The 24,410-nt window shown below is 74.4% G+C and carries 22 protein-coding genes and 1 pseudogene; 11 read left to right on the top strand and 12 right to left on the bottom strand.

Annotated features, from left to right (window positions below):
* Window positions 1-18 precede the first annotated feature (18 nt).
* The 5 genes from ABD954_RS29200 to ABD954_RS29180 all read right to left on the bottom strand — a co-directional run bounded on the left by ABD954_RS29200 (window position 19) and on the right by ABD954_RS29180 (window position 7,217).
* Window positions 19-723, bottom strand: a complete 705-nt coding sequence (locus tag ABD954_RS29200) for a TetR/AcrR family transcriptional regulator (protein ID WP_345490478.1) — start codon at window positions 721-723, stop codon at window positions 19-21.
* A gap of 181 nt (window positions 724-904) precedes the next feature.
* Window positions 905-2,131 (bottom strand): MFS transporter, encoded by a 1,227-nt coding sequence (locus ABD954_RS29195; protein ID WP_345490476.1) that lies wholly within the window; start codon window positions 2,129-2,131, stop codon window positions 905-907.
* A 121-nt stretch (window positions 2,132-2,252) separates the two neighbouring features.
* Window positions 2,253-2,999 carry a maleate cis-trans isomerase family protein gene (locus ABD954_RS29190; RefSeq protein WP_345490474.1) on the bottom strand — a complete coding sequence of 249 codons (747 nt, stop codon included), beginning with the start codon at window positions 2,997-2,999 and terminating at the stop codon, window positions 2,253-2,255.
* A gap of 52 nt (window positions 3,000-3,051) precedes the next feature.
* The gene (locus tag ABD954_RS29185; protein ID WP_345490472.1) at window positions 3,052-3,276 is read right to left on the bottom strand and encodes a tautomerase family protein; all 225 of its coding nucleotides are present in this window, start codon (window positions 3,274-3,276) and stop codon (window positions 3,052-3,054) included.
* A gap of 89 nt (window positions 3,277-3,365) precedes the next feature.
* Complete coding sequence (locus ABD954_RS29180) at window positions 3,366-7,217, bottom strand: non-ribosomal peptide synthetase family protein (protein WP_345490470.1); 3,852 nt, start codon at window positions 7,215-7,217, stop codon at window positions 3,366-3,368.
* Between the two features lie 358 nt (window positions 7,218-7,575).
* On the opposite strand from ABD954_RS29180, the gene ABD954_RS29175 reads away from it, so the two are divergent.
* Window positions 7,576-8,163, top strand: coding sequence for a TetR/AcrR family transcriptional regulator (locus tag ABD954_RS29175; RefSeq protein ID WP_345490468.1), 588 nt, complete (start codon window positions 7,576-7,578; stop codon window positions 8,161-8,163).
* Window positions 8,164-8,284: 121 nt separating this feature from the next.
* Window positions 8,285-9,520: a Cmx/CmrA family chloramphenicol efflux MFS transporter gene (locus ABD954_RS29170; protein ID WP_345490466.1), complete on the top strand. Its 1,236-nt coding sequence runs from the start codon at window positions 8,285-8,287 to the stop codon at window positions 9,518-9,520.
* Here ABD954_RS29170 and ABD954_RS29165 read toward each other — a convergent pair.
* On the bottom strand, window positions 9,499-9,864 hold the full coding sequence (locus tag ABD954_RS29165) for an ArsR/SmtB family transcription factor (protein WP_345490464.1): 366 nt from the start codon (window positions 9,862-9,864) through the stop codon (window positions 9,499-9,501). The two genes, ABD954_RS29170 and ABD954_RS29165, sit on opposite strands and share 22 nt — an antisense overlap.
* Before the next feature lie 137 nt (window positions 9,865-10,001).
* Between ABD954_RS29165 and ABD954_RS29160 the strand changes: the two genes are divergently transcribed.
* The 3 genes from ABD954_RS29160 to ABD954_RS29150 all read left to right on the top strand — a co-directional run bounded on the left by ABD954_RS29160 (window position 10,002) and on the right by ABD954_RS29150 (window position 13,597).
* Entirely contained in the window at window positions 10,002-10,889 is an 888-nt protein-coding gene (locus tag ABD954_RS29160; protein ID WP_345490462.1) for an NAD(P)-dependent oxidoreductase, read from the top strand.
* 18 nt (window positions 10,890-10,907) lie between these two features.
* On the top strand, window positions 10,908-12,461 hold the full coding sequence (locus tag ABD954_RS29155) for an FAD-dependent monooxygenase (protein ID WP_345490460.1): 1,554 nt from the start codon (window positions 10,908-10,910) through the stop codon (window positions 12,459-12,461).
* A gap of 491 nt (window positions 12,462-12,952) precedes the next feature.
* Window positions 12,953-13,597, top strand: a complete 645-nt coding sequence (locus tag ABD954_RS29150; protein ID WP_345492533.1) for an adenosylcobinamide amidohydrolase — start codon at window positions 12,953-12,955, stop codon at window positions 13,595-13,597.
* A gap of 241 nt (window positions 13,598-13,838) precedes the next feature.
* Here ABD954_RS29150 and ABD954_RS29145 read toward each other — a convergent pair whose 3' ends face one another.
* Complete coding sequence (locus tag ABD954_RS29145) at window positions 13,839-15,455, bottom strand: SDR family oxidoreductase (RefSeq protein WP_345490458.1); 1,617 nt, start codon at window positions 15,453-15,455, stop codon at window positions 13,839-13,841.
* A gap of 270 nt (window positions 15,456-15,725) precedes the next feature.
* Here ABD954_RS29145 and ABD954_RS29140 point away from each other — a divergent pair, with 270 nt between their 5' ends.
* A complete protein-coding gene (locus ABD954_RS29140) occupies window positions 15,726-16,166 on the top strand; it encodes a Rieske (2Fe-2S) protein (protein WP_345490456.1) in 441 nt (146 codons plus the stop codon).
* Here the strand turns inward: ABD954_RS29140 and ABD954_RS29135 are convergent.
* Window positions 16,153-16,803: a cysteine hydrolase family protein gene (locus ABD954_RS29135; RefSeq protein WP_345490454.1), complete on the bottom strand. Its 651-nt coding sequence runs from the start codon at window positions 16,801-16,803 to the stop codon at window positions 16,153-16,155. The genes ABD954_RS29140 and ABD954_RS29135 overlap by 14 nt on opposite strands.
* A 113-nt stretch (window positions 16,804-16,916) precedes the next feature.
* Between ABD954_RS29135 and ABD954_RS29130 the strand changes: the two genes are divergently transcribed.
* Entirely contained in the window at window positions 16,917-17,393 is a 477-nt protein-coding gene (locus ABD954_RS29130; protein ID WP_345490452.1) for a pyridoxamine 5'-phosphate oxidase family protein, read from the top strand.
* Between the two features lie 263 nt (window positions 17,394-17,656).
* Here ABD954_RS29130 and ABD954_RS29125 read toward each other — a convergent pair whose 3' ends face one another.
* On the bottom strand, window positions 17,657-18,988 hold the full coding sequence (locus ABD954_RS29125) for an aminotransferase class I/II-fold pyridoxal phosphate-dependent enzyme (protein WP_345490450.1): 1,332 nt from the start codon (window positions 18,986-18,988) through the stop codon (window positions 17,657-17,659).
* Between the two features lie 36 nt (window positions 18,989-19,024).
* On the opposite strand from ABD954_RS29125, the gene ABD954_RS29120 reads away from it, so the two are divergent.
* A complete protein-coding gene (locus ABD954_RS29120) occupies window positions 19,025-19,720 on the top strand; it encodes a pyridoxamine 5'-phosphate oxidase family protein (RefSeq protein ID WP_345490448.1) in 696 nt (231 codons plus the stop codon).
* Between the two features lie 21 nt (window positions 19,721-19,741).
* Window positions 19,742-20,381: pseudogene (locus ABD954_RS29115) on the top strand (FMN-binding negative transcriptional regulator); the annotation flags it as partial.
* 145 nt (window positions 20,382-20,526) lie between these two features.
* On the opposite strand, the gene ABD954_RS29110 reads toward ABD954_RS29115, so the two are convergent.
* The 3 genes from ABD954_RS29110 to ABD954_RS29100 all read right to left on the bottom strand — a co-directional run bounded on the left by ABD954_RS29110 (window position 20,527) and on the right by ABD954_RS29100 (window position 23,362).
* Window positions 20,527-21,585, bottom strand: coding sequence for a DMT family transporter (locus tag ABD954_RS29110; RefSeq protein WP_345490446.1), 1,059 nt, complete (start codon window positions 21,583-21,585; stop codon window positions 20,527-20,529).
* A gap of 176 nt (window positions 21,586-21,761) precedes the next feature.
* Complete coding sequence (locus tag ABD954_RS29105; protein ID WP_345490444.1) at window positions 21,762-22,778, bottom strand: EamA family transporter; 1,017 nt, start codon at window positions 22,776-22,778, stop codon at window positions 21,762-21,764.
* Window positions 22,779-22,819: 41 nt separating this feature from the next.
* Window positions 22,820-23,362, bottom strand: a complete 543-nt coding sequence (locus ABD954_RS29100) for a Clp protease N-terminal domain-containing protein (RefSeq protein ID WP_382745952.1) — start codon at window positions 23,360-23,362, stop codon at window positions 22,820-22,822.
* A 313-nt stretch (window positions 23,363-23,675) separates the two neighbouring features.
* On the opposite strand from ABD954_RS29100, the gene ABD954_RS29095 reads away from it, so the two are divergent.
* Both ABD954_RS29095 and ABD954_RS29090 read left to right on the top strand, forming a co-directional pair.
* On the top strand, window positions 23,676-23,888 hold the full coding sequence (locus ABD954_RS29095; protein WP_345490442.1) for a hypothetical protein: 213 nt from the start codon (window positions 23,676-23,678) through the stop codon (window positions 23,886-23,888).
* A gap of 69 nt (window positions 23,889-23,957) precedes the next feature.
* Window positions 23,958-24,386: a type II toxin-antitoxin system Rv0910 family toxin gene (locus ABD954_RS29090; RefSeq protein ID WP_345490440.1), complete on the top strand. Its 429-nt coding sequence runs from the start codon at window positions 23,958-23,960 to the stop codon at window positions 24,384-24,386.
* Window positions 24,387-24,410 lie beyond the last annotated feature (24 nt).

Here is a 24,410-nt window from a genome sequence, read left to right as displayed (position 1 = left end):
GGTGCCTCGTCGGCGTGCCTACGCCCGCGGGGACCGCCGGTCGCTCCCCGGGTCCGTGCCGGGCTGCCGCGGGGCGGTCGGCGGCTCCTGCGGGGCGGCCGGCGGCTCGGTCCGGGACCGCCCCTGCGCGAACGCCCCGTCGAGCAGGGCGCGCAGTCCGGCGGCGAACCGCTCCTGGTCGCTCATCCCGGCCAGGAGCGGGGCGACCCGCCGTACGGTCGGATAGTCCTCGGCGCCGTCCGCGCCCGTCGCGGGGCAGGGCGTCAGGCCGGGCGCGCCGGCCCGGGCGGCGACCAGGTGTCCCACCAGGTACTCCCAGATGGCGACGTGCACGCGCGCGGCCTGGGCGTCGCTCATCCCGTCGCGGACCAGGGTGTCCAGGATGAACTCGGACAGCCGCATCGAGGCGGCGCCGAGCAGGCGGCCGTCGAGCATCCCGGCGGCGATCCAGCCGTGTTCCTCCAGGACCCGGTGCGCGCTCTGGGTCGCCGCCACGATGGCCGTACGGGGGTCGTCCCCCGGGTCCGGCAGTTCGATGCGCCGCGACACCTCGTCGAACAGCAGGCACATCAGCTCGCGTTTGTCGCTGACGTGCTTGTAGACGGCGGCGGGGGCCTTGCCCAGTTCGCCGGCGAGCTTGCGCATGCTGAGGCCGGCGGCGCCCTCGCGCTCCAGCAGGCGCAGTCCCGCCGCGACGATGTGCGGACGGGTCAGCCGCTGCATCGCACGCTCCGGGGTCGGGGACTTCGGGGAGCGCCATCGTCTCGCACCCGGGCGGTCCGCGGCACCGAATCGGAGGCGATGAAACATGACTGTCGTGTTTGCCGCGACCGCCGGTCATGCCGGAGGCCCGGCCCCTTCCGTGCCGGGGCCGGGCTCGGTCGTACGGGCTTCCGCGCGCCGGTCAGGCGGCGCCGCGGCGGCCGGGCCTGAAGCCGGCCTTGGCCGTGCCGACGATCGCGAAGGCCAGGGCGGCCAGGGCGAGCAGCACCCACGGGAAGGAGGCGGGGCCGGAGGACTCCAGGAGCAGACCGCCGACCACGCCGCCACCGGCGACGGCCAGGTTGAAGATCGTGACGAGCATGGACTGGGCGACGTCGGCGCCGTCGCCCGCCGCGTCGGCGATGGCGGTCTGCAGCAGGGTGGGGGCGCCGCCGAAGGTCAGGCCCCAGGCGACCACGCCGACGATCACGGCGACGGGCGACTCGTTGCCGATGCCGAGGACCAGGGAGGCCGCGGCGAAGCCGGCGAGGCTGACCAGGGTCAGCAGGCGCAGCTTGCGGTCGACGAGCATGCCGGTCAGCCAGATGCCGACGATGGCGGTGGCGCCGAAGACGAGCAGCATCACGTCGACGCGCTCGCCGAGGCCCGCCTTGCTCATGAAGGGAGAGATGTAGGTGTAGAGGATGTTGTGGGCCAGGATCCACAGGAAGATGACCGCGAGGATGGGCCGGATGCCCGGGGTCACGAAGATCTCGCGGATCGGCCGGCGCTGCTCGGCGGCCTGGCCGGGGAAGTCCGGCACCAGGGCGCGCACCCAGATCATCAGGGCGAGGGCGACGGCGGACATGATCCAGAAGACGCCCTGCCAGCTGGTGACCGACCCGAGGTAGGTGCCGAGCGGGACACCGGCGGTCAGCGCGATGGGCTGGCCGACGCCGACGACGGCGAGGGCCCGGCCCTGCAGGTGCTCGGGCACCAGGCGGCGGGCGTAGCCGGCGAGCAGGCCCCAGATCACGCCGGAGGCCATGCCGGCGACGAAGCGGGCGCCGAGGGTGACGCCGTAGTTGGTGGACAGCGCGGTGACGGTGTTGAAGACGAACAGGCCGCCGACGGCGGCGAGCAGCAGCGGCCGGCGCCGGACGCTGCGGGTCGCGGCGATCACCGGGATCGCGGCGACGACGGATCCGATGGCGTACAGGGTGACGAGCTGGCCCGCCAGGCCCTCGGACACGTCGAGGCCGCGCCCGATCTGCGGGAGCAGGCCGGCGGGCATCGTCTCGGTCATGATCGCGAGGAAGCCCGCGGCGGTGAACGCGAGGAGTTTGAGGATGGGGAGCCGTTCCTCGGACGGCGCCTCGGGGGGGCGCAGTGCGGTTGCGGTCGCTTCGCTGCTGCCGGTGCTGGTCACGGGAGTTCTCCAGTTTGTCGCGGCGCGCCGGTCGGGGCGGGCCGCGGCCATCGGTCGGGCTTCGGTCGGGGACGGGGGCGGTGCGGCGCGACGGCGCCGCACCGCCCGGGGTGGCCGTCGGTCAGTGCTCGGAGAGCAGCGAGCCGTGGCCGTGGACGCGGTCGTGGATGCCGTTCTGGCGCAGTGCGTGCCAGTACAGGACGGTGTTGTTGGAGATCACGGGCTTGCCGGTCCAGAACTCGGCGACCGCCGCGACGTGCGACATGGCGACGTTGGTGCCGACCTGGACGATGGCCTCGATGTCGGGGCCGTCGATCTCCTTGATGACGTCGCGCAGTTCGGTCTGGGAGACGTGCGAGATCTTGGCGGGGCTGGGCATGCCGAGGCCCCGGATGCGGACGACGTCGTAGCCGCTGTCCTTGAAGAAGCGGCTGACCGAGTCGTCGCCGACGGGCAGGTACGGGGTGATGACGGCGATCCGGCGGGCGCCGTAGGCGGCGAGAGCGGCCTTGATCGCGTCGGGGCTCATGATGACGGGCAGTCCGCCCGCGGCCTCGCGCAGGGAGGCGAGGACGCGTTCGTGGGACTCGGGGCCGTCCCAGTAGCTCTCCGGGGAGACGCCGATGATCACGGTGTCGGGGTTGCAGCTGACGACGCTCTTGATCGCCGGGTGGGTGGAGTTGCGGATGCTGTGCATCACGTGGTCGAAGCCGGGCTCGTCGACCATCGAGTCGTCGCCGATGACCATGCGGCCGATGTGGTTGGTGACCTGGTGGGGGCGCAGGGCCTCCAGCTCGGGCTGGGCCGAGGTGTTGGTGGAGGGGACGACGACGCCGACCTTCAGTCGGGGGCCGAGGGAGTCGGTCATTGCGGGTACCTCTCAGGTGTGCGGGTGGTGGACCGGGACGGCGGACGGGCGGTCACGCGGACCGGTAGTCGGGCGCCTTGATCAGCCGGTCGGGAAGACCGGTGATCCGGGGCTCGAAGACCCGGTCCTGCCAGTCCTCGCGGTCCACGGGGTGCAGGGAGACGGAGACGGCTCCGTCGTAGGTCGAGAAGTGCTCGACGACGACGTCGGACAGGGCCTTGGCCAGCCGGTCCTTCTGCTCGTCGGTGAATTCCCGGTCGTAGTAGGAAATGTCCACGTGCGGCACGAGGGGACTCCAAGTCCGGTGGTTCGGCGGGGGGCCGCACGGCCGGCTGGACCGGCCGTGCGGCGGGGTGGCGCCCGGTGCTAGACGGCGAGCCGGGCGCGGATGGCGGACACCAGTTCGGCGATGCCGCGCTCCTTGAGCACGCTGTAGTGGTCGCCCTCCAGGTCGATGACCGTGGCGGGAGCGGCGGAGTAGCCGGAGCTGCCCTCGATGAAGGAGTAGTCGTCGCCGGTCGCCTTGAAGACGGTCACCGGCGCGCTCAACTGACGCTCGCTCAGTTCGCGGAAGTTGTACTCGAACTCGTAGGTCTCGCCGACGATGCGGGTGATCCGGCGGATCAGCCGCTCGTCCAGGGCGGGTATTCGCTCGTGCACGAAGGCGACGAAGCTGTCCTCGTCCCGGGTGGCCGCCAGGCACTCCTCGACCTCGGGGCCGCTGATCGAGCCGGCGAAGACCGAGTAGAGGATGGTGACGTAGGCGGGGTTGGTGTACGAGGCCTCGCGTCCGTGGCGGTCGGCCTCGGCGGACCGGACCTCGGGGTTGCCGGGGCACAGCAGGAGCAGCTGCTCCACCTTCTCGCCGGCCTGCTCCAGCTGCCAGGCCGCCTCGAAGGCGACGCGGGCGCCGAAGGAGTAGCCCCACAGCAGGTACGGGCCCTCCGGCTGGATCCGCCGGATCTCGGCGACGTCGGCCGCCGCCATCTCCTGGACGGTCGGATAGGGCTGTTCGCCCTCGTTGATGCCGTGCGCCTGGATCCCGTAGAACGGCCGGCCGAGGCCGGACTCGCGGCCGAGCAGCCGCAGGTTCATCGGGTAGCCGCCCAGGCCGGGCCAGCAGAACACCGGTGCGGTGATGCCCTCGGCGCCCTTCGGGGTGTCGTCGTGCAGCCGGACCAGGCGCGAGACGGGCGCGTCGGAACCGTCCGCGATGCGGGCGGCCAGGTCGCGCAGCCGGGGTGCCTCGAAGACGACCTGGAGCGGCAGTTCGGTGCCGAACTCGCGGTTGATCCGGTTGACCAGGGCGACCGCGGTCAGCGAGTTGCCGCCGGCCGCGAAGAAGTCGTCCTCGGTGGACACGTCCTCGTACTTCAGGGCCGTGCCCCACACGTCGGCGAGCCACCGCTCGTGGGGGGTCGCCGGGGCGACGTAGGGGGCACCGCTGCCGGCGGAGCGCACCTGCTCGCTGGCGGCGAGCGCCTTGACGTCGACCTTGCCGTTGGCGGTCAGGGGCAGGTCGTTCATGACCAGGACCCGGTTCGGGATCATGTAGTCGGGCAGGAAACCGGCCAGCTCGTCCTTGATGATCTCGGCCGGACCGCGGGTGTGCACGGCGTCCTCGTTCATGCCCTCGTGCCGCAGCTGCTCCTCGCTGACCTTGCCGCCGAGGAAGAAGTACGACGGGCCGGTCTCGGTGCCGAGGGAGGCGAGGATCTCGTCGATCCGCCGGGCGGCGGGCAGCGGGTTGCCGGACTTGGAGCTGTATCCGGAGGACATGAAGCCGAGGGACAGCCCGTTGCGCTGGAGCCGGTGGAGCTTCGCGCCCATCGCGATGTACTCCAGCCAGGGTTCCGCGGCGCGGCTGACGGCGGTGATGCCGAAGGAGGCCCGGTCGTACACCGCCTGGTTGATGGCGATGACGTGCCGGCGCTGGATCAGCTCGTCAGAGACGCGCTCCAGTTCGCCGTCGTGGTGGCGGTAGTGGCCGGCCGGCAGGTCCGCGATCCGGCCGGGGTGGGCCTGGACGTAGATCTCGGTCGGGTCCTGGCGGGGTTCGCCGTCGTTCGGGTACACCTCGAAGGTGCCGAGGTAGTAGTCCTCGTCGACGACGTCGAGGCGGTCCTTGACGGCGGGGGTGAAGCCGGCGGGGCGGATGGTGAGTCCGTACTCGGGCAGCACTTCCTCGAAGACGCCGAGCATGTGACCGGTCTCGAACTCCAGGACCTCCTGGATGTTGTTGGCGTAGACCGGTTCGATGGCCCGCTTCTTGCCGGCGAAGTGCACCTTCAGGGCGGGTCCGGTGAGGTCGGTGCCGGCGATCCGCACCAAGGTGTGGTCGACCGGGTGGTGGTAGTAGACGCCCGGATCCACTCCCGCGACACCGCTGATCTCCAGGTACATCTGGGTGGCGTAGAGCGCGCCCGGGGAGGCGTAGGAGTACTTGGGAAGGAGCCGCTCCGTGCTGCGGAACTGTCCGAACCAGCGCAGGATCTCGCCCAGTTGCGGCAGGGTGAGTTCGTCGAGCCCGCGCGAGAGCGCGGTGACCGGCGGCGGCGCGAGCAGCTGCCGGACGTCCTCGCGGGTGACCTCGCCGCCGTCGTAGAAGCGGTAGGTCTTGCGGGCGAAGGTCTCCCGGCGCTGACGTGCGGTGCCCTCCTTGCCGGGCAGGTCGAGGACCGGGCGGCCGGACAGCTCCTGCGGGTCGCGCAGACCGGGATCCGACAGCTGGGCCTTGACCTGGAGCTTGCTGGCCTTGGACTGGTGGTGGCCGCCGTGGTTGCCCTGGTCCATCAGGGCGGCCTCGCGCGGGTTGAGCTCGATGCAGGCCACCAGGTTCTGGAAGCCGGTGCGGGGGTCGTCGGTGACGACGGCCGCCGCGCGGCGGACCCAGGCATGCTCCTCGATGGCGAGGGAGATCTCGTCCAGTTCGACGCGGTAGCCGCGCAGCTTCACCTGGTTGTCGGCGCGGCCGACGCAGGTGATGGTGCCGTCCTCGTTCCAGTAGGCGAGGTCGCCGGTCTTGTAGAGCCGCTCGGTGGGCACGAACGGCGAGGGGATGAAACGTTCCTGTGTCAGGTCGTCGCGGTGCAGGTAGCCGCGGGCGAGCTGCACGCCGCCGATGTAGAGCTCTCCCGTGGTGCCGATGTCGACCGGCCGCAGCTCCTCGTCGAGGATGAAGCAGGGCGTGTTGTCGACCGGGACGCCGATCGGCACGGAGCCGGCGCCGTCGCCGAGCGAGTCCGGGTCCACCAGGCACGCGGTGGCGTTGATGGTGGTCTCGGTGGGGCCGTACAGGTTGACCAGCGAGATCCACGGCAGCTCGGTCAGCAGGGAGCGGGCGAGGCGCTGCGACAGCGCCTCGCCGCCGGAGAACACCCGGCGCAGGCTGGTGCAGCCGCGGAACTCGTCGAGGTCGACCAGCGCCTGGAGCAGGGTGGGTACGCCCTGCAGGGTGGTGACCCGGTGGCGCTTGACGGCGGCGATGAGCGCCTCGGGGTCGCGGTAGATGCCCGGCGCGCCGACGACGACCTTCGCACCGGCGGCGGGGGCGAGGATCTCCCACTGGGCCGCGTCGAAGCTCATCGGGGTCTTCTGCAGGACGGTGACGTGGGTGCCGAGGTGGCCGAAGGAGTGCATCCAGCGCAGCTGGGACACGATGCTCCGGTGCTCGATCATCACGCCCTTGGGCTTGCCGGTGCTGCCCGAGGTGTAGATGACGTAGGCCAGGGAGTCCGGCCGCGGGCCCGTCAGCCGCTGCCCGGCGGCCGGTTCGGGCGCGGTCCCGCCGCTGGTCGCGGGGGTCTCGGCGCCGGCGAGGAGGTTTCCGACGCCGCAGTGCGGGACGCCGTCCGGGGAGGCGTCCGGGACGTCCGCGAGGGTGACGATCCGGGTGCCGGACGGGGCGAGTGCGGCCAGCCGGTCCCGCAGGTGCTCTTGGGTCACGACGACCCCGGTGCGGCTGTTCTCGATCATGTAGCGGAGGCGGTCCTCGGGGTACTCCGGGGACAGCGGCAGATACGCCGCCCCGGCGAACAGGATGCCCCACGCCCCGATCATCAGGTCCACGGACGGTTCGGTGTACAGGCCGACGCACGTGTCGACCGAGACGCCCAGGTCGGCCAGGTGGGCGGCCAGTCGGCCGCTGGAGTCGGCGAGCTCCCGGTAGGTGAGGCTGCGGTCGTCGGAGACGACCGCGACGGCCTCGGGCCGCGCCACGACCTGCTGCTCCAGCAGGCCGGGCAGGCAAGCCCCGTCTTCCAGGCGTAAGCCGTAAAGGGGCGCAACGGACTGAACGGGTGCCAAGGTGATTCCCCCATGCAAAGGTGTTGATGCCCTGATGACAGGGCTCTCCCCCGTGCCCGCCCGCTCGTGGCGGGCGAACCGGGTCTCCGCGGCGCCGGCGACGGGGAAAGTGATCGGTCTCCCGCGCCGGACAGGCGTACACGGGTCCCCGGAGCTGCGTCCGGGGCACTCGGTGCCGCGTCGACGACTTGAGGTAACCACACCTTCCGGCAGACCGTCACGCCGGGCCATTGAATTTTAACAATCGTTCCAGAACCGCTAACCTGGCGGCATGTCACCTCGCCCCCGGAGCTTCGACGTCAACCACGCACTGGACGCGGCGATGGCCACGTTCTGGGACAAGGGGTACGCCGGAACGTCGGCCCAGGACCTCGTCGACAGCACGGGATTGGGCCGCGGCAGCCTCTACAACACCTTCCAGAGCAAGCGCGGCCTGTTCGAGGCGGCGCTCCAGCGGTACGACGCGGAGTGGACGAGCCGGCTGGTCGGCCTGCTCGAAGAGGGCGAAGGGCCGGCCCGGGACCGGATCCGCGCGGTCCTGATGAGCGTCGTCGACGAGGAGACGGCACAGACGCCCGGCCGCCGCGGCTGTCTCGTGGTGAACACCGCCATGGAGATGGCCGGCCAGGACCCGCGGATCACCGAGCACGTGCGCACCACCTTCGCCCGGATGCAGACGGCACTGCGTGTCGGCGTCGAGCAGGGGCAGCGCGACGGCTCGATGAGCAAGGACCAGGAACCCCAGGCACTCGCCCTCTACCTGCTCAACTCGCTGTACGGGCTGAGGGTGCTCGGCAAGGTGAGCGACCGCGCGACCCTGACCTCCCTGGTGGACCAGATCCTTCCGCCCGCCCCCTGAGCCTCCCCCACGGCCGGCCCCCGAGGCCGGCCCTTCCTTTCGCCCTCGTTCTGGAACGAAGATTCAAGAACTGTTCACGATCCGGACGAGACCACCGCTCACGATCGAAGGAGGAGCGGCGATGCCCGTCGCCGTCTATGTGCTCGGCCTGAGCGTCTTCTGCATCGGCACCACCGAGTTCATGATCTCCGGGCTGCTGCCCGAACTCTCCCGCGACCTGTCCGTCTCCGTCCCCGCCGTGGGCTGGCTGATCTCCGGCTACGCCCTGGGCGTGGTCGTCGGCGGCCCGGCCCTGACCGTCGCGACCCTGCGGGTCAACCGCAGGACCTCGCTGGTCGGGCTGCTGCTCCTGTTCGTGCTCGGCCAGACCATGGGCGCGCTCGCCCCCGGCTACGGCGTCCTGATGGCCGGGCGCGTGATCGCGGCCCTCGCACAGGGCGCCTTCTTCGGCATCGGGTCGGTGGTGGCCGTCGAGCTCGCGGGCCCCGAGCGGCGCGGGCGGGCGCTGGCGATCATGTTCGCCGGGCTCACCGTGGCCAATGTGTTCGGCGTCCCCGCGGGCACCTTCCTCAGCCAGCACGCCGGCTGGCGGGCGAGCTTCTGGGCGGTCGACGCGCTGGCGGTGCTCGCTGTGCTCGGCGTCCTCTTACTGGTGCCGCGCCGGCCGAACGGCCCGTACGGCGGAGTGCGCGCGGAGCTCTCGGCCTTCCGCAACCCCCGGGTGTGGGTGGCGCTTTCCACCTCGATGCTCACCCAGGCGGCGATCTTCTGCTGCTTCAGTTACCTGTCCAAGCTCTTCACCGACGTCGGCGGCTTCTCCGAGTCGGCGGTGCCGGTGCTGCTGACCCTCTTCGGCGTGGGCTGCTTCGCGGGAAGCGTCCTCGGCGGCCGCTTCGCCGACCGGCACCTGCTGCCCAGCCTGTACGCGGGAATCGGGGCGATGGCGCTGGTGCTCGCGCTGCTGACGGTGACCGCGCACAGCCGGGCGGCCACCGTGGTGACGGTCCTGGCCTTCGGCCTGGCCGCCTTCTCCATCAACCCTGCGCTCCAGGCCCAGGTGATGCGCGAGGCGGGCCACGCGCCGACGCTCGCCGCCACCACCAACACCTCGGCCTTCAACCTGGGCAACACCATCGGCCCCTGGGTCGGCGGCAGCGTGATCGGCGCGGGCCTCGGCTACACGGCGCCCGTCTGGTCCGGGGCCCTGCTCGCGGTGGCCGGTCTGGGCACCGCGCTGCTGTCGGGCCTGCTGTACCGGCGGGCGGCGGCGCAGGCCGGGCCGGCGGCCGGGGGACCGGCCACGTCCGCCCCGGCCGCCACCCCGCCGCCGCGCCGTCAGGAGGCGGGCGCCCCCTGATCGCCGCCCTCCAGGCTGAGCAGGTTGCCCAGCAGCCCGGGGAAGCGCTCCTCGAACTCCGGTCGAAGGCGCAGCAGCATGCCCGTCCCCGTGCTGCGCTGGAGGATCAGCCCGGCCTCGCGGAGCACCTTCCAGTGGTACGAGCGGGTGGACTTCGCACCCGGCACGTCCAGGGTCGTGCAGGGCACCTCGGCGTCTGGCGTCCGGGCCAGCCGGACCACCACGCCGCGCCGGTGACGGTCGGCCAGGGCCGCGTACACGGCGTCGAGTTCGACCGTGTCCAGCGGTGGGTGGGACAGCTCGACGGGCATCGCGGACCTCTCGTCGTCGGACAGGTGCGTCACAGGTGACATACCCGCGGGAACGCGTTGTGGGCGCCGGCGGGACGTGCCTAAGGTAACCGGGTACGAAAATTTTCGAACCGTCGGCTCCCCTCGCCGACCCACGCCGAACATCCGAAGCACCCTCTAGGAGTCCGGACATGACCTCCGCACAGCCGGTCATCGCAGTCCTCGGCACCGGCATCATCGGCGCCCCCGTCGCCCGCAACCTGGCCGCCTCCGGTCTGACGGTCCGCGCCTGGAACCGCACCCGCGCCAAGGCCGAGGCGCTTTCCGCCGACGGCGTGCACGTCGCCGACAGCCCGGCCGAGGCCGTGGACGGCGCCGACGTCGTCCTCACCGTCCTCAACGACGGTCCCCGCGTCCTGGAGGCCGTCCGGGCGGCCGCGCCCAAACTGGCCCGGGGCACCGTCTGGGTGCAGGTCAGCACCGTCGGCGAGGTCGTCGACGAGCTCGCCGCCTTCGCCGAGGAGACGGGCCTCGTCTTCGTCGACGCACCCGTCCAGGGCTCGCGCCAGCCCGCCGAACTGGGCAAGCTCGTGGTCCTCGCGGCGGCGCCGCAGAGCGTCCGGCCCACCGTCCAGCCGCTGTTCGACACCATCGGCTCGCGGACCGTCTGGGTCGGCGAGGACGGCACGAGCGGCGCCGCCAGCCGCCTCAAGCTGGTCCTGAACACCTGGGTGGGCGCCCTCACGCACGGCGTGGGCGAGGCCCTGTCGCTCGCCGACCGGCTCGGCGTCGACCCCCGGCACTTCGTGGACGTCGTCTCCGGCGGCCCGATGGACAGCGGCTTCTTCCAGGGCAAGACCGCCGCGATCCTCGCCCGGGACTGGACCCCGCAGTTCTCCGTGGACAACTCCGAGAAGGACGCCCGGCTCGTCCTCGATGCCGCCGAGCGCGTCGGCGTCCGGCTCGACGCGACCGAGGCCGGCCACCGCCGCTTCCAGCGGGCCGCCCGGCTCGGCCACGGGGACAAGGACATGGCGGCGGGCTGGTTCGCCAGCTTCGACGCCGACGCCGACGCCTGACGGCGACGGACGCCCGGCATGTTCACCGAACGCACGACCGTCCTCGTCGCCGGCGGCGGCCCCGTGGGCCTGCTGCTCGCCGGCGAACTGGCCTTGCGCGACGTCGACACGATCGTGCTCGAACAGCACGAGGACGTACGGGACACCCCGCGCGCCGGCACCCTGCACGCGCGCAGCGTCCAGTCCCTGCTGCGCCGGGGCCTGCTGCGGCTGCCCCGGCCCGGCCGGCTCGACCTGTGGCAGCGCACCGGTTTCCACTTCGCCGGGCTGCCGCTCCTGACGATCGCCAGCCCCACGGCCGAGGGCCCGCCGATCCTCAACCAGCCGCAGTCCGCCCTCGAGGAGGCCTTCCAGGCCCGGGCCCGCGCCCTGGGCGCCGACATCCGCCGGGGACTGCGCGTGCACCGGCTCACCGAGCACCCCGACCGGGTGGAGGTCGAGGTGCTGTCCGCGGACGGCACCGCCCGCACCCTGGAGGCTGACTACGTCGTGGGCTGCGACGGGGCCCGCAGCACCGTGCGCGAACAGGCGGGCATCCCGGTCACCACCACCGAGCCGTCCTTCAGCGGGGTGATCGGCCTCGTGCGCCTGGCCGACCCGGGCGGCGCGCCGGGCGGCTGGGCGCGCGGCCCCGGCGGCTCGACCCTGATCAACGTCAACCCCCGGGGCCAGAGCCGGGTGCTCACCCATGACTTCACCCGTCCGTTCCCCGACCGGGGCCGGCCGGTCACGCTACGGGAGCTGAGCACGACCGCCGCACGGGTCCTCGGCCGGGAACTGCCCATGCGCGACCTGACGTACGGCTCCCGCTTCAGCGACTTCACGCGCGTCGCCGACACCTACCGCTCCCCCCGCCACGGCCGGGTCCTGCTGGCCGGCGACGCGGCGCACGTCCATGCCCCGCTGGGCGGCCAGGGCCTCAACACCGGCCTCCAGGACGCCTTCAACCTGGGCTGGAAGCTCGGCCTGGTCGCGCGCGGTGACGCTCCCGCCACGCTCCTGGACACCTACACCGACGAGCGGCGGGCGGTGGCGCGTGCCGTGGTCGCCAACACCCGTGCACAGGCCGCGCTCATGGACCCGCGCCCCGAACAGGAGCCGCTGCGCGCCTACTTCGGACGCCTGATGGAGGTGCCGGAGGCACTGGCCGCGACCGCCGGGGAGATCAGCGGTCAGAGCATCCGCTACCCGCGGCCCGGCACCGATCCGCTGACGGGCACCTTCCTGCCCAACCACACCTTCAAGACCGAGGACGGGCCGCGCACCACCGCCGAGCTCCTGGAGGACGCCACTCCCCTGCTCCTGATCGCCCACGACGTGACGACGCTCCCGCCCGACCTGCCCGCCCCCTGGGCCGGATCCGCCCCCGCCCGCCTGCGACCGGTCCGGATCCTGGACGCCGACGGCACGGCTCCCGCCTGGCGCGCGGTGCTGTGCCGCCCGGACGGCTACCTCGCCTGGGCAGCGACCGGAGCGGACCCCGACCCGGCCGAGCTCGTCACCGAACTGACGCGCTGGCTGGGCCCGGCGGACGGGAAGCGGGCCGCAGGACGGGACGGCGACCGGTGGTGAGCGGAACACGGCGCAGGCGGTGTACGGGGCCGGGCGGACCGCACGCAGCGGGCGCGGCGCAGGAGGTACGGGGCGTACGGGGCCGGGTAGCGAGCCGTCGGGCGCGGCGCAGGCGGTGTACGGGGCCGGGCGGACCGCACGCAGCGGGCGCGGCGCAGGAGGTACGGGGCAGGAGGGACGGGGCCGGGCAGCGAGCCGTCGGGCGCGGCCGGGCCGGACGTGGTGAGGCAGGAGCCGCGCCGACAGGTGGTTGACGCGCCGCGGGAGGCCGGCGCCTTGGGCCGGTCCCAGGCGGTCCACCACCGGTCGTGGCGGGAGGGTGCCGGTCCCTGCCGGCCGAGGCGTTAGGGTGCGGGGTGCTTCTCAGACCCACCGGACCCGCCCGAGCCGCCGTCCCCGCCCAAGCCGGCGGACCCGCCGAGGCCGCCGGACCCGGCGCCCCTCCCGGTTCCGCTTCCCCCGTTCCGCCGCCCGCGCTGTCCGACGCCGTGCTGCTCGCCCACGACGAGGACGGCCGCCGCTGGCCGATCCTGGTGTGGGTGCCCGGCCCCGGCACCCGCATGGTGTCGAGCGCCGTCCTCGGCGGCGGCATCGGCGAGCGCGCGTGGGTGGTCAACGCCCAGGTGCCGCCGGGTTACGCCCGCCTCGACCCGGTCGCCCATCTGCGCACCCTGGCCGAGGGCGCCGGACTCGACGGCCCCGGGGTCGGCCTGATGACGGCGGCCCCGGTCGCCGACCGCCGCTGCGCCGCCGACGGCGGCGTCGAGGCCGTGGTCACGGCAGGCATCGGGGTGCGCGGCTGGGCCGCCGTCCCCGAGGACGGCGCGGGCACGGTCGGCCCGCCCCGTCCCGGCACCGTCAACATCATCGTGTCGCTGCCGGTGCCGCTCACCGACGCGGCCCTGGTCAACGCCGTCGCCACGGCCACCGAGGCCAAGGTCCAGGCGCTGGTGGAACTGGGCGCCGACGCCTCGGGCACCCCCACGGACGCCGTCTGCGTGGCCTGCCCGGCCGCCGACGGCACGCCCCCCGAGCCCTTCGCCGGCCCGCGCTCCCTCTGGGGCGCCCGACTGGCCCGCGCTGTCCACGCGGCGACCCGGGCGGCGTGCGCCGAGGCGCTCACCCGGGGCGACTGACGATCCGGCCCCTTCGGGCGGGGGCCGGGCCGTCCCGACCAGCCGCCGCGCGGCCCGGCCCCCGCTCGACGGGCGAAGAGCGACCTCACGTCCCGGCCGTGCGTCACCCGGCGCCGGACCGGCCGGCGCCTCGCGCTGCGCGGAAGCTGCCCGGCCGATGCCGGGCCGATGCCGGGCCGTCCGCGAGGCCGGTCGCCGGATCCGGGTGGTCGAGGGCCTGACGGACCACGGCCCGTGCGGTTCACCCGTCGCCGGAGCCCCCGCCGGCCGGCCGGTCCCCGGCCCGCGCCGCCTCGTCCGCCGCCTCGCCGGCGGCCCCCTCCTCCGCCTTGTCCGTCGCCTTGTCCGCGGCCTTCTCCGCCGCCTTCTCCGCGGTGCGCGCGATGTTCCGCGCCATGCCGCCGAAGACCACCGCGTGGAACGGGGAGACGCCCCACCAGTACAACTGCCCGGCGAGCCCGCGCGGGTGGAACAGGGCGCGCTGGTGGTAGCGCGTGCGGCCCGCGTCGTCGCGTTCGGCGCGCATCTCCAGCCAGGCGAGGCCGGGCAGCCGCATCTCGGCGCGCAGGCGGAGCAGTCGGCCGCGTTCGATCTCCTCGACGCGCCAGAAGTCGAGCGCGTCGCCGACCCGCAGGCGCTGGGCGTCGCGTCGCCCGCGGCGCAGGCCGACGCCGCCGACGAGCCGGTCGAGCCAGCCCCGTACCGCCCAGGCCAGCGGGAAGGAGTACCAGCCGTTCTGCCCGCCCACGCCCTCGATGACCCGCCACAGCTGTGCCTCGCCGGCGTCCACCGTGCGGGATCGTTCGTCGGTGTACAGGCTGCCGCCCGCCCAGTCCGGGTCGGTGGGCAGCGGGTCGCTGGGCGCTCCGGGCAGCGAGGCGGAGGACCAGCGGGTGGTGACCTGGGCGTCGCGCACGCGCTGGAGGGCGAGTTCGAGCGCCGCGTCGAACGACAGCGGTCCGCCCGGCGGGTCGGGGACGTAGCGGCGGATGTCGTCCTCGGCGCACACCACCTCGTGGCGCAGGGACTCGGCCAGCGGGCGGGCGAGGGAGGCGGGCACGGGGGTGACGAGGCCGATCCACTGGCTCGACAGGCGGGGGGTGAGCATCGGGACGGAGACGATGAGCCGGCGCGGAAGGCGGGCGACGGCCGCGTACCGGATCATCATCTCCCGGTACGTGAGGACGTCCGGGCCGCCGATGTCGAAGCTGCGGTTCACCTCCGGCGGCATCGAGGCGCTGCCGACCAGGAGGCGCAGCACGTCCCGCACCGCGATCGGCTGCACCCGGGTGCCCACCCAGCTCGGCGTCACCATCACCGGCAGCCGTTCGGTCAGGTAACGGAGCATCTCGAAGGACGCCGAGCCGGAGCCGATGACGACGGCCGCCTTGAGGACGGTGGTGGGCACGCCGGAGTCGAGCAGGATCCGGCCGACCTCGGCGCGGGAGCGCAGATGGGGCGAGAGCCGCTCCTCCGGCACGTCGCGGGGGGTGAGGCCGCCGAGGTAGACGAGGCGGCGCAGTCCCGCGCCGCGTGCCTCGGCGGCGAAGGTGCGGGCGGCGCGCCGGTCGGTCTCCTCGAAGCCCCTGCCGGAGCCCATGGAGTGGACGAGGTAGTAGGCGACGTCGACGCCTTCGAGGGCCGGCCGCAGGCTCGCGGCGTCGGTGACGTCGCCGCGGACGATCTCGACGCGGTCGGCCCAGGGGTGGTCCTGGAGGTGGGCCGGGGTCCTGGCGAGGCAGCGCACCCGGTATCCCGCGTCGAGGAGCTCGGGGACGAGCCGTCCGCCGATGTAGCCGCCCGCGCCGGTGACCAGGCACAGCGCTCCGCCGGGCCCGCCGGTCTGAGGACCTGCCATGCCGTTCCGTTCCTTCCCGCCGGACCGCGTCCCGGCCCGGGCCCCGCCTGGCCCCGCACCGATTGCCGTCCGTGTCCCGTCCGTGCCGCTCCCGCCCGCCTGCCAGGTGTTCCTTCCTCCCCTCCCCTCCCGTTCCCCTTACCTCACCTTCCCTTCCCCTTCCGTCCCTCGCTCGGATGCGCCGTTCCGGTTCTCATGGCGCGAAGGGGGGTCCTTCCGCCACCATGGCGCGCAGACGTGCGGGACTCCGGAGATCCGAAAGGGTGCGGTATGAGCGGTGTGGGGCGCAGGTCGGTCGTCGCGGCGGCCGGTGGAGCGGGCCTGGTGGCGGCCCTGGCCGCCTGCGGCGGGAACGCGCAGGACGGCGGGGACGGCGACGGGGAGGGCTCGGGCGGCGGGGACGCGTCCGGCGGTACGGGCCAGGAGGCGCCGCTCACCCGGACCGGCGAGGTCCCGGTGGGCGGGGGCAAGGTGCTCGCCGACCGGGGACTGGTCGTGACGCAGCCCAAGGCGGGCGAGTTCAAGGCGTTCTCCTCGCGCTGCCCGCACCAGGGCTGTCACGTCGGCAGCGTGGCGGACGGGGTCATCGTCTGTCCCTGCCACCAGAGCCGGTTCGACGCCTCGGACGGCAGCGTGAGGAAGGGCCCGGCGACGCAGCCCTTGGAGCCGGTGCCGATCGAGGTGGTCGGCGACGCGATCAGGCTGGGCTGACCCGGCGCGGCGCCCGCCAGCAGTCGAGAACGTCGTCGGTGGTCGTGACGGTGGCGACCAGGGCGAGGGTGTGGCGGATCATCGCGGGGGTGTAGTCGGCCGGCACCCCCGCGATGGCGTCGCCCGGCACCACCACGGTGTAGCCGAGGTTGACGGCGTCGAAGACGGCGTTGGGGACCGCCACGTTGGCGGAGACCCCGGTGACGACCAGGGTCCGGCAGCCGAGGTTGCGCAGCAGGGCGTCCACGTCGGTGCCGGCGATCGGCGAGAGGCCGTGCAGGCGCCGTACCACCAGGTCTCCTTCGGCCACCTCGATCGGCTCCGCGATCCTTACGGCGGTGCTTCCGGTGTGCTGCTGTACGGGGAGCCGGGCGGCGGCGCGAAAGAGGCGGGCGTTGCGGCTGGCCCCGCGCCCGTCGGGGCGGCGCTCGGCGACGGCGTGCAGGACCTGCACACCGGCCTCGTGCGCGGTGGCGACCAGCCGGGCGACATGGCGCAGGGCGCCGGAGGACCGTGCGACCGCGGCGAGTTCGGGCAGGGCGGCGTCGCGGCCGACGACGCCCTCCTGGCACTCGACGGTGAGGAGTACGGTGCCGTCGGGGGCGAGCTGTTCCCTGAGCCGTTCCCGCTGCGTCACGGTGTCCTCCTCGCTCGCCCGGTGTCCGCGCCCGTCCGGCGGCACCTTGCCCCGCGGCGGCGCAGGCCCCATGATTTCTGACACACAGTCAGAAATCCAGAAGGGTGCGGACGATGACCGTCGCGCAGCGCCGTGGGCGCCGGATCATGATGACTCCGGCCGAGCTCGACTCCTTCCTCACCGAACAGCGCACCTGCCGGGTCGCGACCGTGTCGGCCGACGGGCGCCCGCACGTCAGCGCCCTCTGGTTCGCCTGGGACGGCACCTCGATGTGGCTCTACTCCCTCACCCGCAGCCGGCGCTGGGCGGAGCTGCGGGCCCGGCCGCGGATCGCGGTCGTCGTGGACGACGGCGAGCAGTACGGGGAGCTGCGCGGGGCGGAGCTCTCGGGCACCGTGGAGTTCGTGGGCGAGGCGCCGCGCACCGGGCGGCCCTGCCCCGAGCTGGAGGAGCCCGAGCGGCTCTTCGCCGCCAAGAACTTCGGCCTCGACGCCATGCCGCACGACGGCCGGCACGCCTGGCTGCGGCTCACCCCGGACGCCGTCGCGTCCTGGGACTTCCGCAAGTTGGCCTCCCCGCCCACCGCCTAGGGTCCCGCCGGCGCCCGGCACCCGGCAGCGCTTCCCGGGCCGACGCCACGGCGCCGGCGCCGCCCGCCTCGCTCGGCCCCGCGACCGGCCGGCCTGCGCCGTCCGCCCAGGCCGGGCCCGCACCGCGCCACCGCCCCGCACCACCCGCCACCGCCCCGCACCGCCCGCCACCGCCGGACGGCCGCGTCCCCGTACCGCCCGGACGGCTGCGTCCCCGGTCCCCCGCCCCCGGCCCTCCCCCGCCCCCCGGCGGCCGTCAGCCGTCAGCCGTAACTCCGGGCCGGTGCCGGGCCCGAGGCGTGGGCGATCGCGTCCGCGAGGGGCTCGATGTCGTTGCGCGTGATGCCGGAGACGGTCACGCGGATCGCCGGACCCGCGTCCATCCGGAAGCGCGCGCCCGGCGCCACCGCCCAGCCCGCCCCGAGGAGCCGGGCGACGGCCCCGGTCTCGTCGGTGACAGGGACCCACACGTTCATGCCGGCGCGCCCGTGCGCCTCGACGCCGCGCCGGGCGAGCGCGCGGACCAGGCCGTCGCGGCGCGCCCCGTAGGAGGCGGCGACGGCCGCCGGGTCGACGGCCCCCGTGGCCCACAGGTGGACCACGGCACGCTGGAGCAGCCGGCTGACCCAGCCGGGGCCGAGCCGCTGCCGCCCGAGGACCCGGTCGACGGTCTCCGCGTCCCCGGTGAAGGCGGCGATCCGCAGGTCGGGGCCCCACGCCTTGGCCACCGAGCGCACGAAGACCCATCTGCCCCGCCCGGTGGTGAGCGGATGCGCGGGCTGCGCGACGATGCCGTGCCCGTGGTCGTCCTCGACCAGCAGCACGTCCGGGTGCTCGTCGAGGACGGCCCGCAGTTCGGCGGCGCGGGCGGCCGTGACGCAGGCGCCGGTCGGGTTCTGGGCCCGGTCGGTGACGATCACCGCGCGCGCCCCGCCCCGCAGCGCCCGCGCCACGGCTCCGGGCAGGGGCCCCTCGTCGTCGACGGCGACCGGCACGGGCCGCAGCCCGAGGGCCGGCACGAGGTCGAGGAGGCTGCCCCAGCCGGGGTCCTCGACGGCCACCGAGTCGCCCGGCCTGAGGTGGACGGCGAGGACCCGCTCGACGGCGTCGAGCGAACCGGAGGCGACGCCGACGGGCCCGGCCGGGACCCCGGCCTCGTCGAAGGCGGCCCGCGCGAGCCGCGCGAACTCCTCGTCGACCGGCGCCTCTCCGTACATCGGCGGCCGCCTCGCGTACTCGGCCGCGACCTCGGCGAGCACCGCCCCGAGCGGCGGCAGCAGCGCGGGGTCCGGGCTGCCGTCGCTCACGTCCCGTACGCCCTCGGGAGCCTCGACGCGGATCGAGCCGCGCGCCGTCGTGGCGGGCGCGGGGCGCACCCGGCTGCCGCGCCGGCCGTCCGTCTCGATCACCCCGCGCTCGCGCAGGGTCCGGTAGGCGGCGGCGACCGTGTTCGGGTTCACGTCGAGCGACGCCGCCAACTCCCTCATGGGGGGCAGCAATTGGCCCGGCTGGAGCTGCCCCGAGCCGACGCCCCGTTCCACGCTGGCGGCGATCTCCGATGCGCGACGACCTTCGATCCGATACTCTCCTAGCACAAAGCCAAGTATGCACTAGTGCAATAGGAGAGGCAAATGACGGACACGACGGCGACCGCCACCGAGGCCGCCCGGCCGTCCTACGAGCCCACCGAGCGGACGGTCCCCACCCGGTCCCGCGAGCGCGCCTCGTACGACCGCGAGCTGGTCCACTCGATACTCGACGAGGGATACGTCTGCCACCTCGGCTTCGTCCGCGACGGCGCGCCCGTGGTGCTGCCCACCCTCTACGGCCGGGTCGGCGAGCGCCTGTACGTGCACGGTTCCACCGGGTCCCGACCGCTGCGCGCGGCCGGCCGCGGCGAGGACGCTCCGGGCCTGCCGGTCTGCCTCACCGTGACCCACGTGGACGGCCTGGTACTGGCCAGGTCCGCCTTCCACCACTCCCTCAACTACCGCTCGGTCGTGGTGCACGGCACCGCCCGCCCGGTCACCGACCCCGAGGAGCTGCGCACCGCGCTCGACGCGCTGGTCGACCACGTCGTGCCCGGCCGCTCCGCCGACTCCCGGCCGGGCAACGCCAAGGAGATCGCCGCGACCGCCGTGCTGCGCCTGGACCTGACCGAGGTCTCGGCGAAGGTCCGCACCGGCGGCCCCAACGACGATCCGGAGGACGCCGGACTCCCCCACTGGACCGGTGTGATCCCGGTCCGGCGGGCCTACGGCGCCCCGGTCCCGGCCGCCGACCTCGCCCCGTCGATCCCCCTGCCCGACTACCTCGCGGCCCTCTGAGGAGCCGTCCGTGCTGGTCCCCCCTGGGACGCGCCGCGTGACGAGCACGAGTGGCAGGGCCGGCCGGCCGGGCGCGACTTCGGCCGGCCGGCGGTCGACGGCGGACCCGGCGAGCCGTCGCGGGTGCAGCCGAGGCACTTCCGTCACGAGCCCGAGCCCGGCCCGTACGGCCGGGTGATCACCCGGCCGGCGCGCCCGAACCCGCTCCGGCGCGATCGGGAGCGCAACCCGGCCGTGCCGCTGCGCCCGGTCGACGACTACGTCTTCGTCCCCGGCCACTGGACGGCCCCGGCGGGAGCCCCTGCCGAACACGGCACCCCCACCTCGTCCTCCGCGGCCGTCAGCACCGCCGGACCGCGCACGTGGTCGACGACCCCGAGGAGAAGGCCGCCCTGCTCCAGCGGCAGGTCGCCCACGGCCGGCCGGAGGGCGGCACCGCGCCGGTGCGGGCCGGGGAAGCACCGTCCGGGCGGAGGCTGCCCGGCATCCCGTGCTGCGCCTGGAGGTGACCGACGCGCGGGCGAAGTTCACGGACGCGGGCACCAAGGCACAGGAGGTCCAGGACCGGGTGGCGGCCCGGCTCGCCGAGCGCCGGTCCCCCGGCGACGCGGCGACGCGCTCGCACCAGACCCGCCGCCGCGCCGCCGGGCCCGCCCGCTGATCCTTCGCCACCCGGCGAGGGGGTATCCATCAGCGCCTCCCAGCCGCCCGGCCCGCTGATCCTCCGCCGCCCGACGAGGAGGCAGCCGTCAGCACCGCCCCGCAGCCCGTCCCGCCGGCCTCCCCCTCGGTCGGAGCGGCGGCCCTCAGCGCCCTCCGGCCGCCCGCGGCTGGTCCGTCGGCACGGGGATCCGCCGCACCACCGCCGCGTCGCGCCTGCGCTCGGCCGCCGTGCGGGCTTCCGCGAGGGCGAGCCCGGTGACGGCGACGAGCAGCAGCAGGGTGCCGGCGAAGGTCGGCGCGGTGAGGCGCTCGCCCAGGAGGGCGACCGCGACGACCGCCGCGCTCACCGGCTCCAGGAGCATGATCACGGAGACGGTCGCGGCACGGACCACGGCCGCTCCGGCGAAGTACAGGGCATAGGCGAGGGCGGTCGGCACGGCCGCCACGTACCCCAGCAGGCCGAGCATCAGCAGCGGCGAGTCGGTGTGCGGCAGGAGTCCTTCGGCCACGGCCGCCGGCAGCAGTCCGACCGCGCCGACGGCGAAGGCCCAGGTGGTGGTCGACAGCGCGTCCGTGCCGCCGCTCTCCCGGCCGAGCCATCGGGTGAGCAGGGTGATCGCCGCGTATCCGGCGGCGGAGACGACCGCGAGGGCGACACCGGCCGGCCGGACGTCGGCGTCGCCGCCGCCGAGCACGAGGACGCCGAGCCCGGCGAGCGCGCCGGCGACGGCCGCGGCCCCGCCGGCCCCGATCCGTTCGCCCATGAGGATCCGGGCGCCGACGGCGATGAGCACGGGTCCGGCGCCGAGGGTGACGACGGTGCCGACGGCGAGGCCGGTGGCCTCGACCGCGGCGAAGTAGGCGCTCTGGAAGACGGTCAGGCCGATGCCCGTGCCGAGGATCCGGACGAGGCGCCGACGGCGCGGTTCGGCGGCGGCGGCCAAGGACACGGCACCGCGGGCCACGGCACCGCGGGCAGCGGCGGTCACGGCCGGCCGCGGCCCGCGGCGCAGCGCGAGCGCGCCGAGCAGCAGGGCGAGCCCGCCGACGCAGCGCCAGAAGGAAAGGGCGAGCGGCCCCATGTCACTGGCCCGGAAGACCAGCGAGGCGGCGGCGCCGGCCGTGCCCCAGGCGATTCCGGCGACGATCAGATAGGTGAGGCTCCGCCCGGTGGACAGGGCGGAACCATCGGTGTTCGACACGTGTGTTCTCCGCGAGAAGACGGGATGGGTGGGGTCGCTTCGCTCCGCGGGCGGGCAGCGACGAACCGCTCGGGGGCCTTGTTCCGGCGGGCCCGAGCCCGGTCTTCGTCAGCGGAAGGTGCCGCCCGCGCTAGGCGGCGGGAGGCGGCAGAACGGTCGAGTGCATGATCGGCACCTTACGGCGCGGTCCTCCGGCCGGACAACCCGGCCTCTCGCGCCTCCGGCGACGGCCCGCTGCCGGAGGCCGCGTCGGCCGCCGACCCCGCGACCGGCTCGTCCGCGGTCGCCCTGGGCGTGGAGGACTGGGCGATGAAGGCGCCGACGAGGACCACGGCGCCGCCGAGGATCTGCGGCGCCGCCAGGTGCTCACCGAGCAGCACCCACGCGAGCACGGTCGCGATGACCGCTTCCAGGCAGGCCACGACGCCGGCGACCTGCGGGGAGAGCCGGCGCACCGAGACGACGCCGGTGACGTACGCGAGGACGGTGGCGATCAGGACGATCCAGCCGAGCAGCAGCCAGGCGGGGGCACCGGTGCCGTTCATGTCGGCGCTGCCGGCGAGGACGGACCAGTCCATGGTCCACGGGCGGGCGACGGCGGTGAGCACGAGGGCGCCGACGAGCAGGCCGTACGCGATGACGCCGAGCGGGTCGGCGGGCTCGGCCTCGGTTCCGCCCTGGTCGGACAGGACGAAGTAGCCGACCTGGCAGCAGGCGGCGGCGAGGGCGAGGAGCAGCCCGAGCAGGTCGAAGCTCAGCCCGGACCAGACCTGGACGACGCAGGCGAGTCCGCCGACGGCGAGGACGACGCCGAGGGCGGCGGCGCGGGTCACGGGCCTGCGCTGGACGAAGCGGACCCAGCCGAGGACGAGGGCGGGCGCGAGGTACTCGATGAGGAGGGCGACGCCGACCGGGATGCGGGAGATGGCGGCGAAGTAGCAGGCCTGGACACCGGCGACGGCGAGCAGTCCGAAGCCGGCGAGCAGGGCGGGCTTGCGGCGCACCAGGTCGCGGTGGCGCCAGGCCAGCGGCAGCATGACGAGCGCGGCGCCGGCCACGCGTAGCCAGACCACGTGCAGCGGGTCGAGTCCCGCCTCGATGAGCGGCTTGGCCGCGACACCTGAACCACCGAATGCGAAGGCCGAGGCCAGGGCGAGTCCCAGGCCGGCGCTTCTCCCCTGAGACGCGTGCATCGGGCCATGATGACAGGAGCCGGTCAGGCGTGTAACCCCCGTTACACCTGTTGAGACGGCTCCCCGCAGCGGGCGGCGAGGGCGGCCCGGTCGACTCCCGCCCGGCGCAGCACCTCGGCCGCCCGGTTGTCCGGGTCGACGGCGAGCGCCGCGAGCAGATCGAGGCCGCGGGCCCGGCGGTCACCGCGCCGCGCGGCCCGCTCGCGGGCGCCCGCCAGGGCGGCGGCCGCCGCGGGCGACCATCCCGGGGCTCCGCCGTCGGCGTCCCGCAGCACGGGCAGGGCGGAGCCGGTGTCCTCGACGGAACGCTGCCAGTGCAGGCCGTAACCGATGGAACGCTGGACGAGATAGCCGAGGACCCGGGCGCGCCGGTGGTCGTCCTCGAACGCGGCGGCGGCCTCGGGGTCGGTCTCGACGAGGGAGTGCAACAGGTGCGCGGTGTCGATCTGCCGGTCCCCGTCGCGCAGGGCACGGCGCCGGGCACCGGTGACCACCGCGACGAGCTGCGGGGTCAGACCGTCCTCCAGTTCCGCACGGCGTGCCGCGGGCAGCGGCCGCAGCGCCCTGGGCGTCAGGCCGTGCACGGCCGAGCGGGCGGGTACGGGGCGGTCGGAGGGCGAGGGGACGCGACCGGACGCGGGGACCTGACGGTGGGACGCACGGCCGCGCGGGGCGGGGGCCGGAGGGACGGGAGGCTGCACCCTTCCACCTCATCAGCCGGCGGGCGCGGGAGCATCCCCGGCGAGGAGCATGTGCGCATCCCACCGGAGTCGTGCACGGACGAGCGGTTCCTCCTCCTTACGGAGGAGATCGCGCGACATCGCCCCTCGGGGCGCGCGCCGCCTTGCCCTGCGCCCCGTTCGCAACCACGGGTCGGCTCCGCATCGTCCTTCAGACATGTTCTGGATGGTGGCTCTGCTCGCGCTCGACGGGCGGCAGTACGTCTACCGGGTGTACGCACCGCGGGAGGCGCTGCCGGCCGACCTCTTCTGGGCCGCGTTCCACTGCCACGACGAGAGCGGCGGACCGCGCGCCTCCGACTGGTTCGACTCCGCGCAGATCTGGTGGATCGACGGGGAGACCGCGGAACTGACGGTTCATCAGTATTGAATGTTCACGCCGTTGTGGCTACGTTCCGCGACACCGAAGGCCGACTGGCACGCGTGAAGGGGTGGTCCCATGGCCGAAGTCAGCGCGGAGGCACGGATCGAGGCACCGGCCGAGAAGGTGTGGGCGCGGCTCACCGACTTCGCCTCGTACGGGGAGTGGAACGCCACCCACACCGACTTCCCGGACGGCGGCCCGGCCGCACTGGAGACGGGCGCCACCTTCGCGGAGAACATGCGGCTCATGGGCTTCCCCGCCGAGGTGACCTGGACGGTGGAGGAACTGGAGACGGCGCGGGTGCTCGCGATCCGCGGCAAGGGCCCGATGGGGGTGATCGTCGGCACGCGCTACTCGCTCGCCGCCGACGGACCGGCGACCGTGGTGCGGATCGACGGCGAGTTCACGGGGGCGGCCGTCTCCTTGATGGCGGGCAGACTGAGGGACTCCGCCACGGCGGCGCTGACGGAGTCGCTGCACAGGCTCGCCGACCTGGTCGCCTGACGCGGGGCCGCACGACAACGGCTC

This window comes from Streptomyces roseoviridis, from assembly GCF_039535235.1.
GTDB lineage: Bacteria > Actinomycetota > Actinomycetes > Streptomycetales > Streptomycetaceae > Streptomyces > Streptomyces roseoviridis.
The sequence above is the reverse complement of the archived record's forward strand: the minus strand, read 5'-3'. Positions and strand labels throughout refer to the sequence as shown.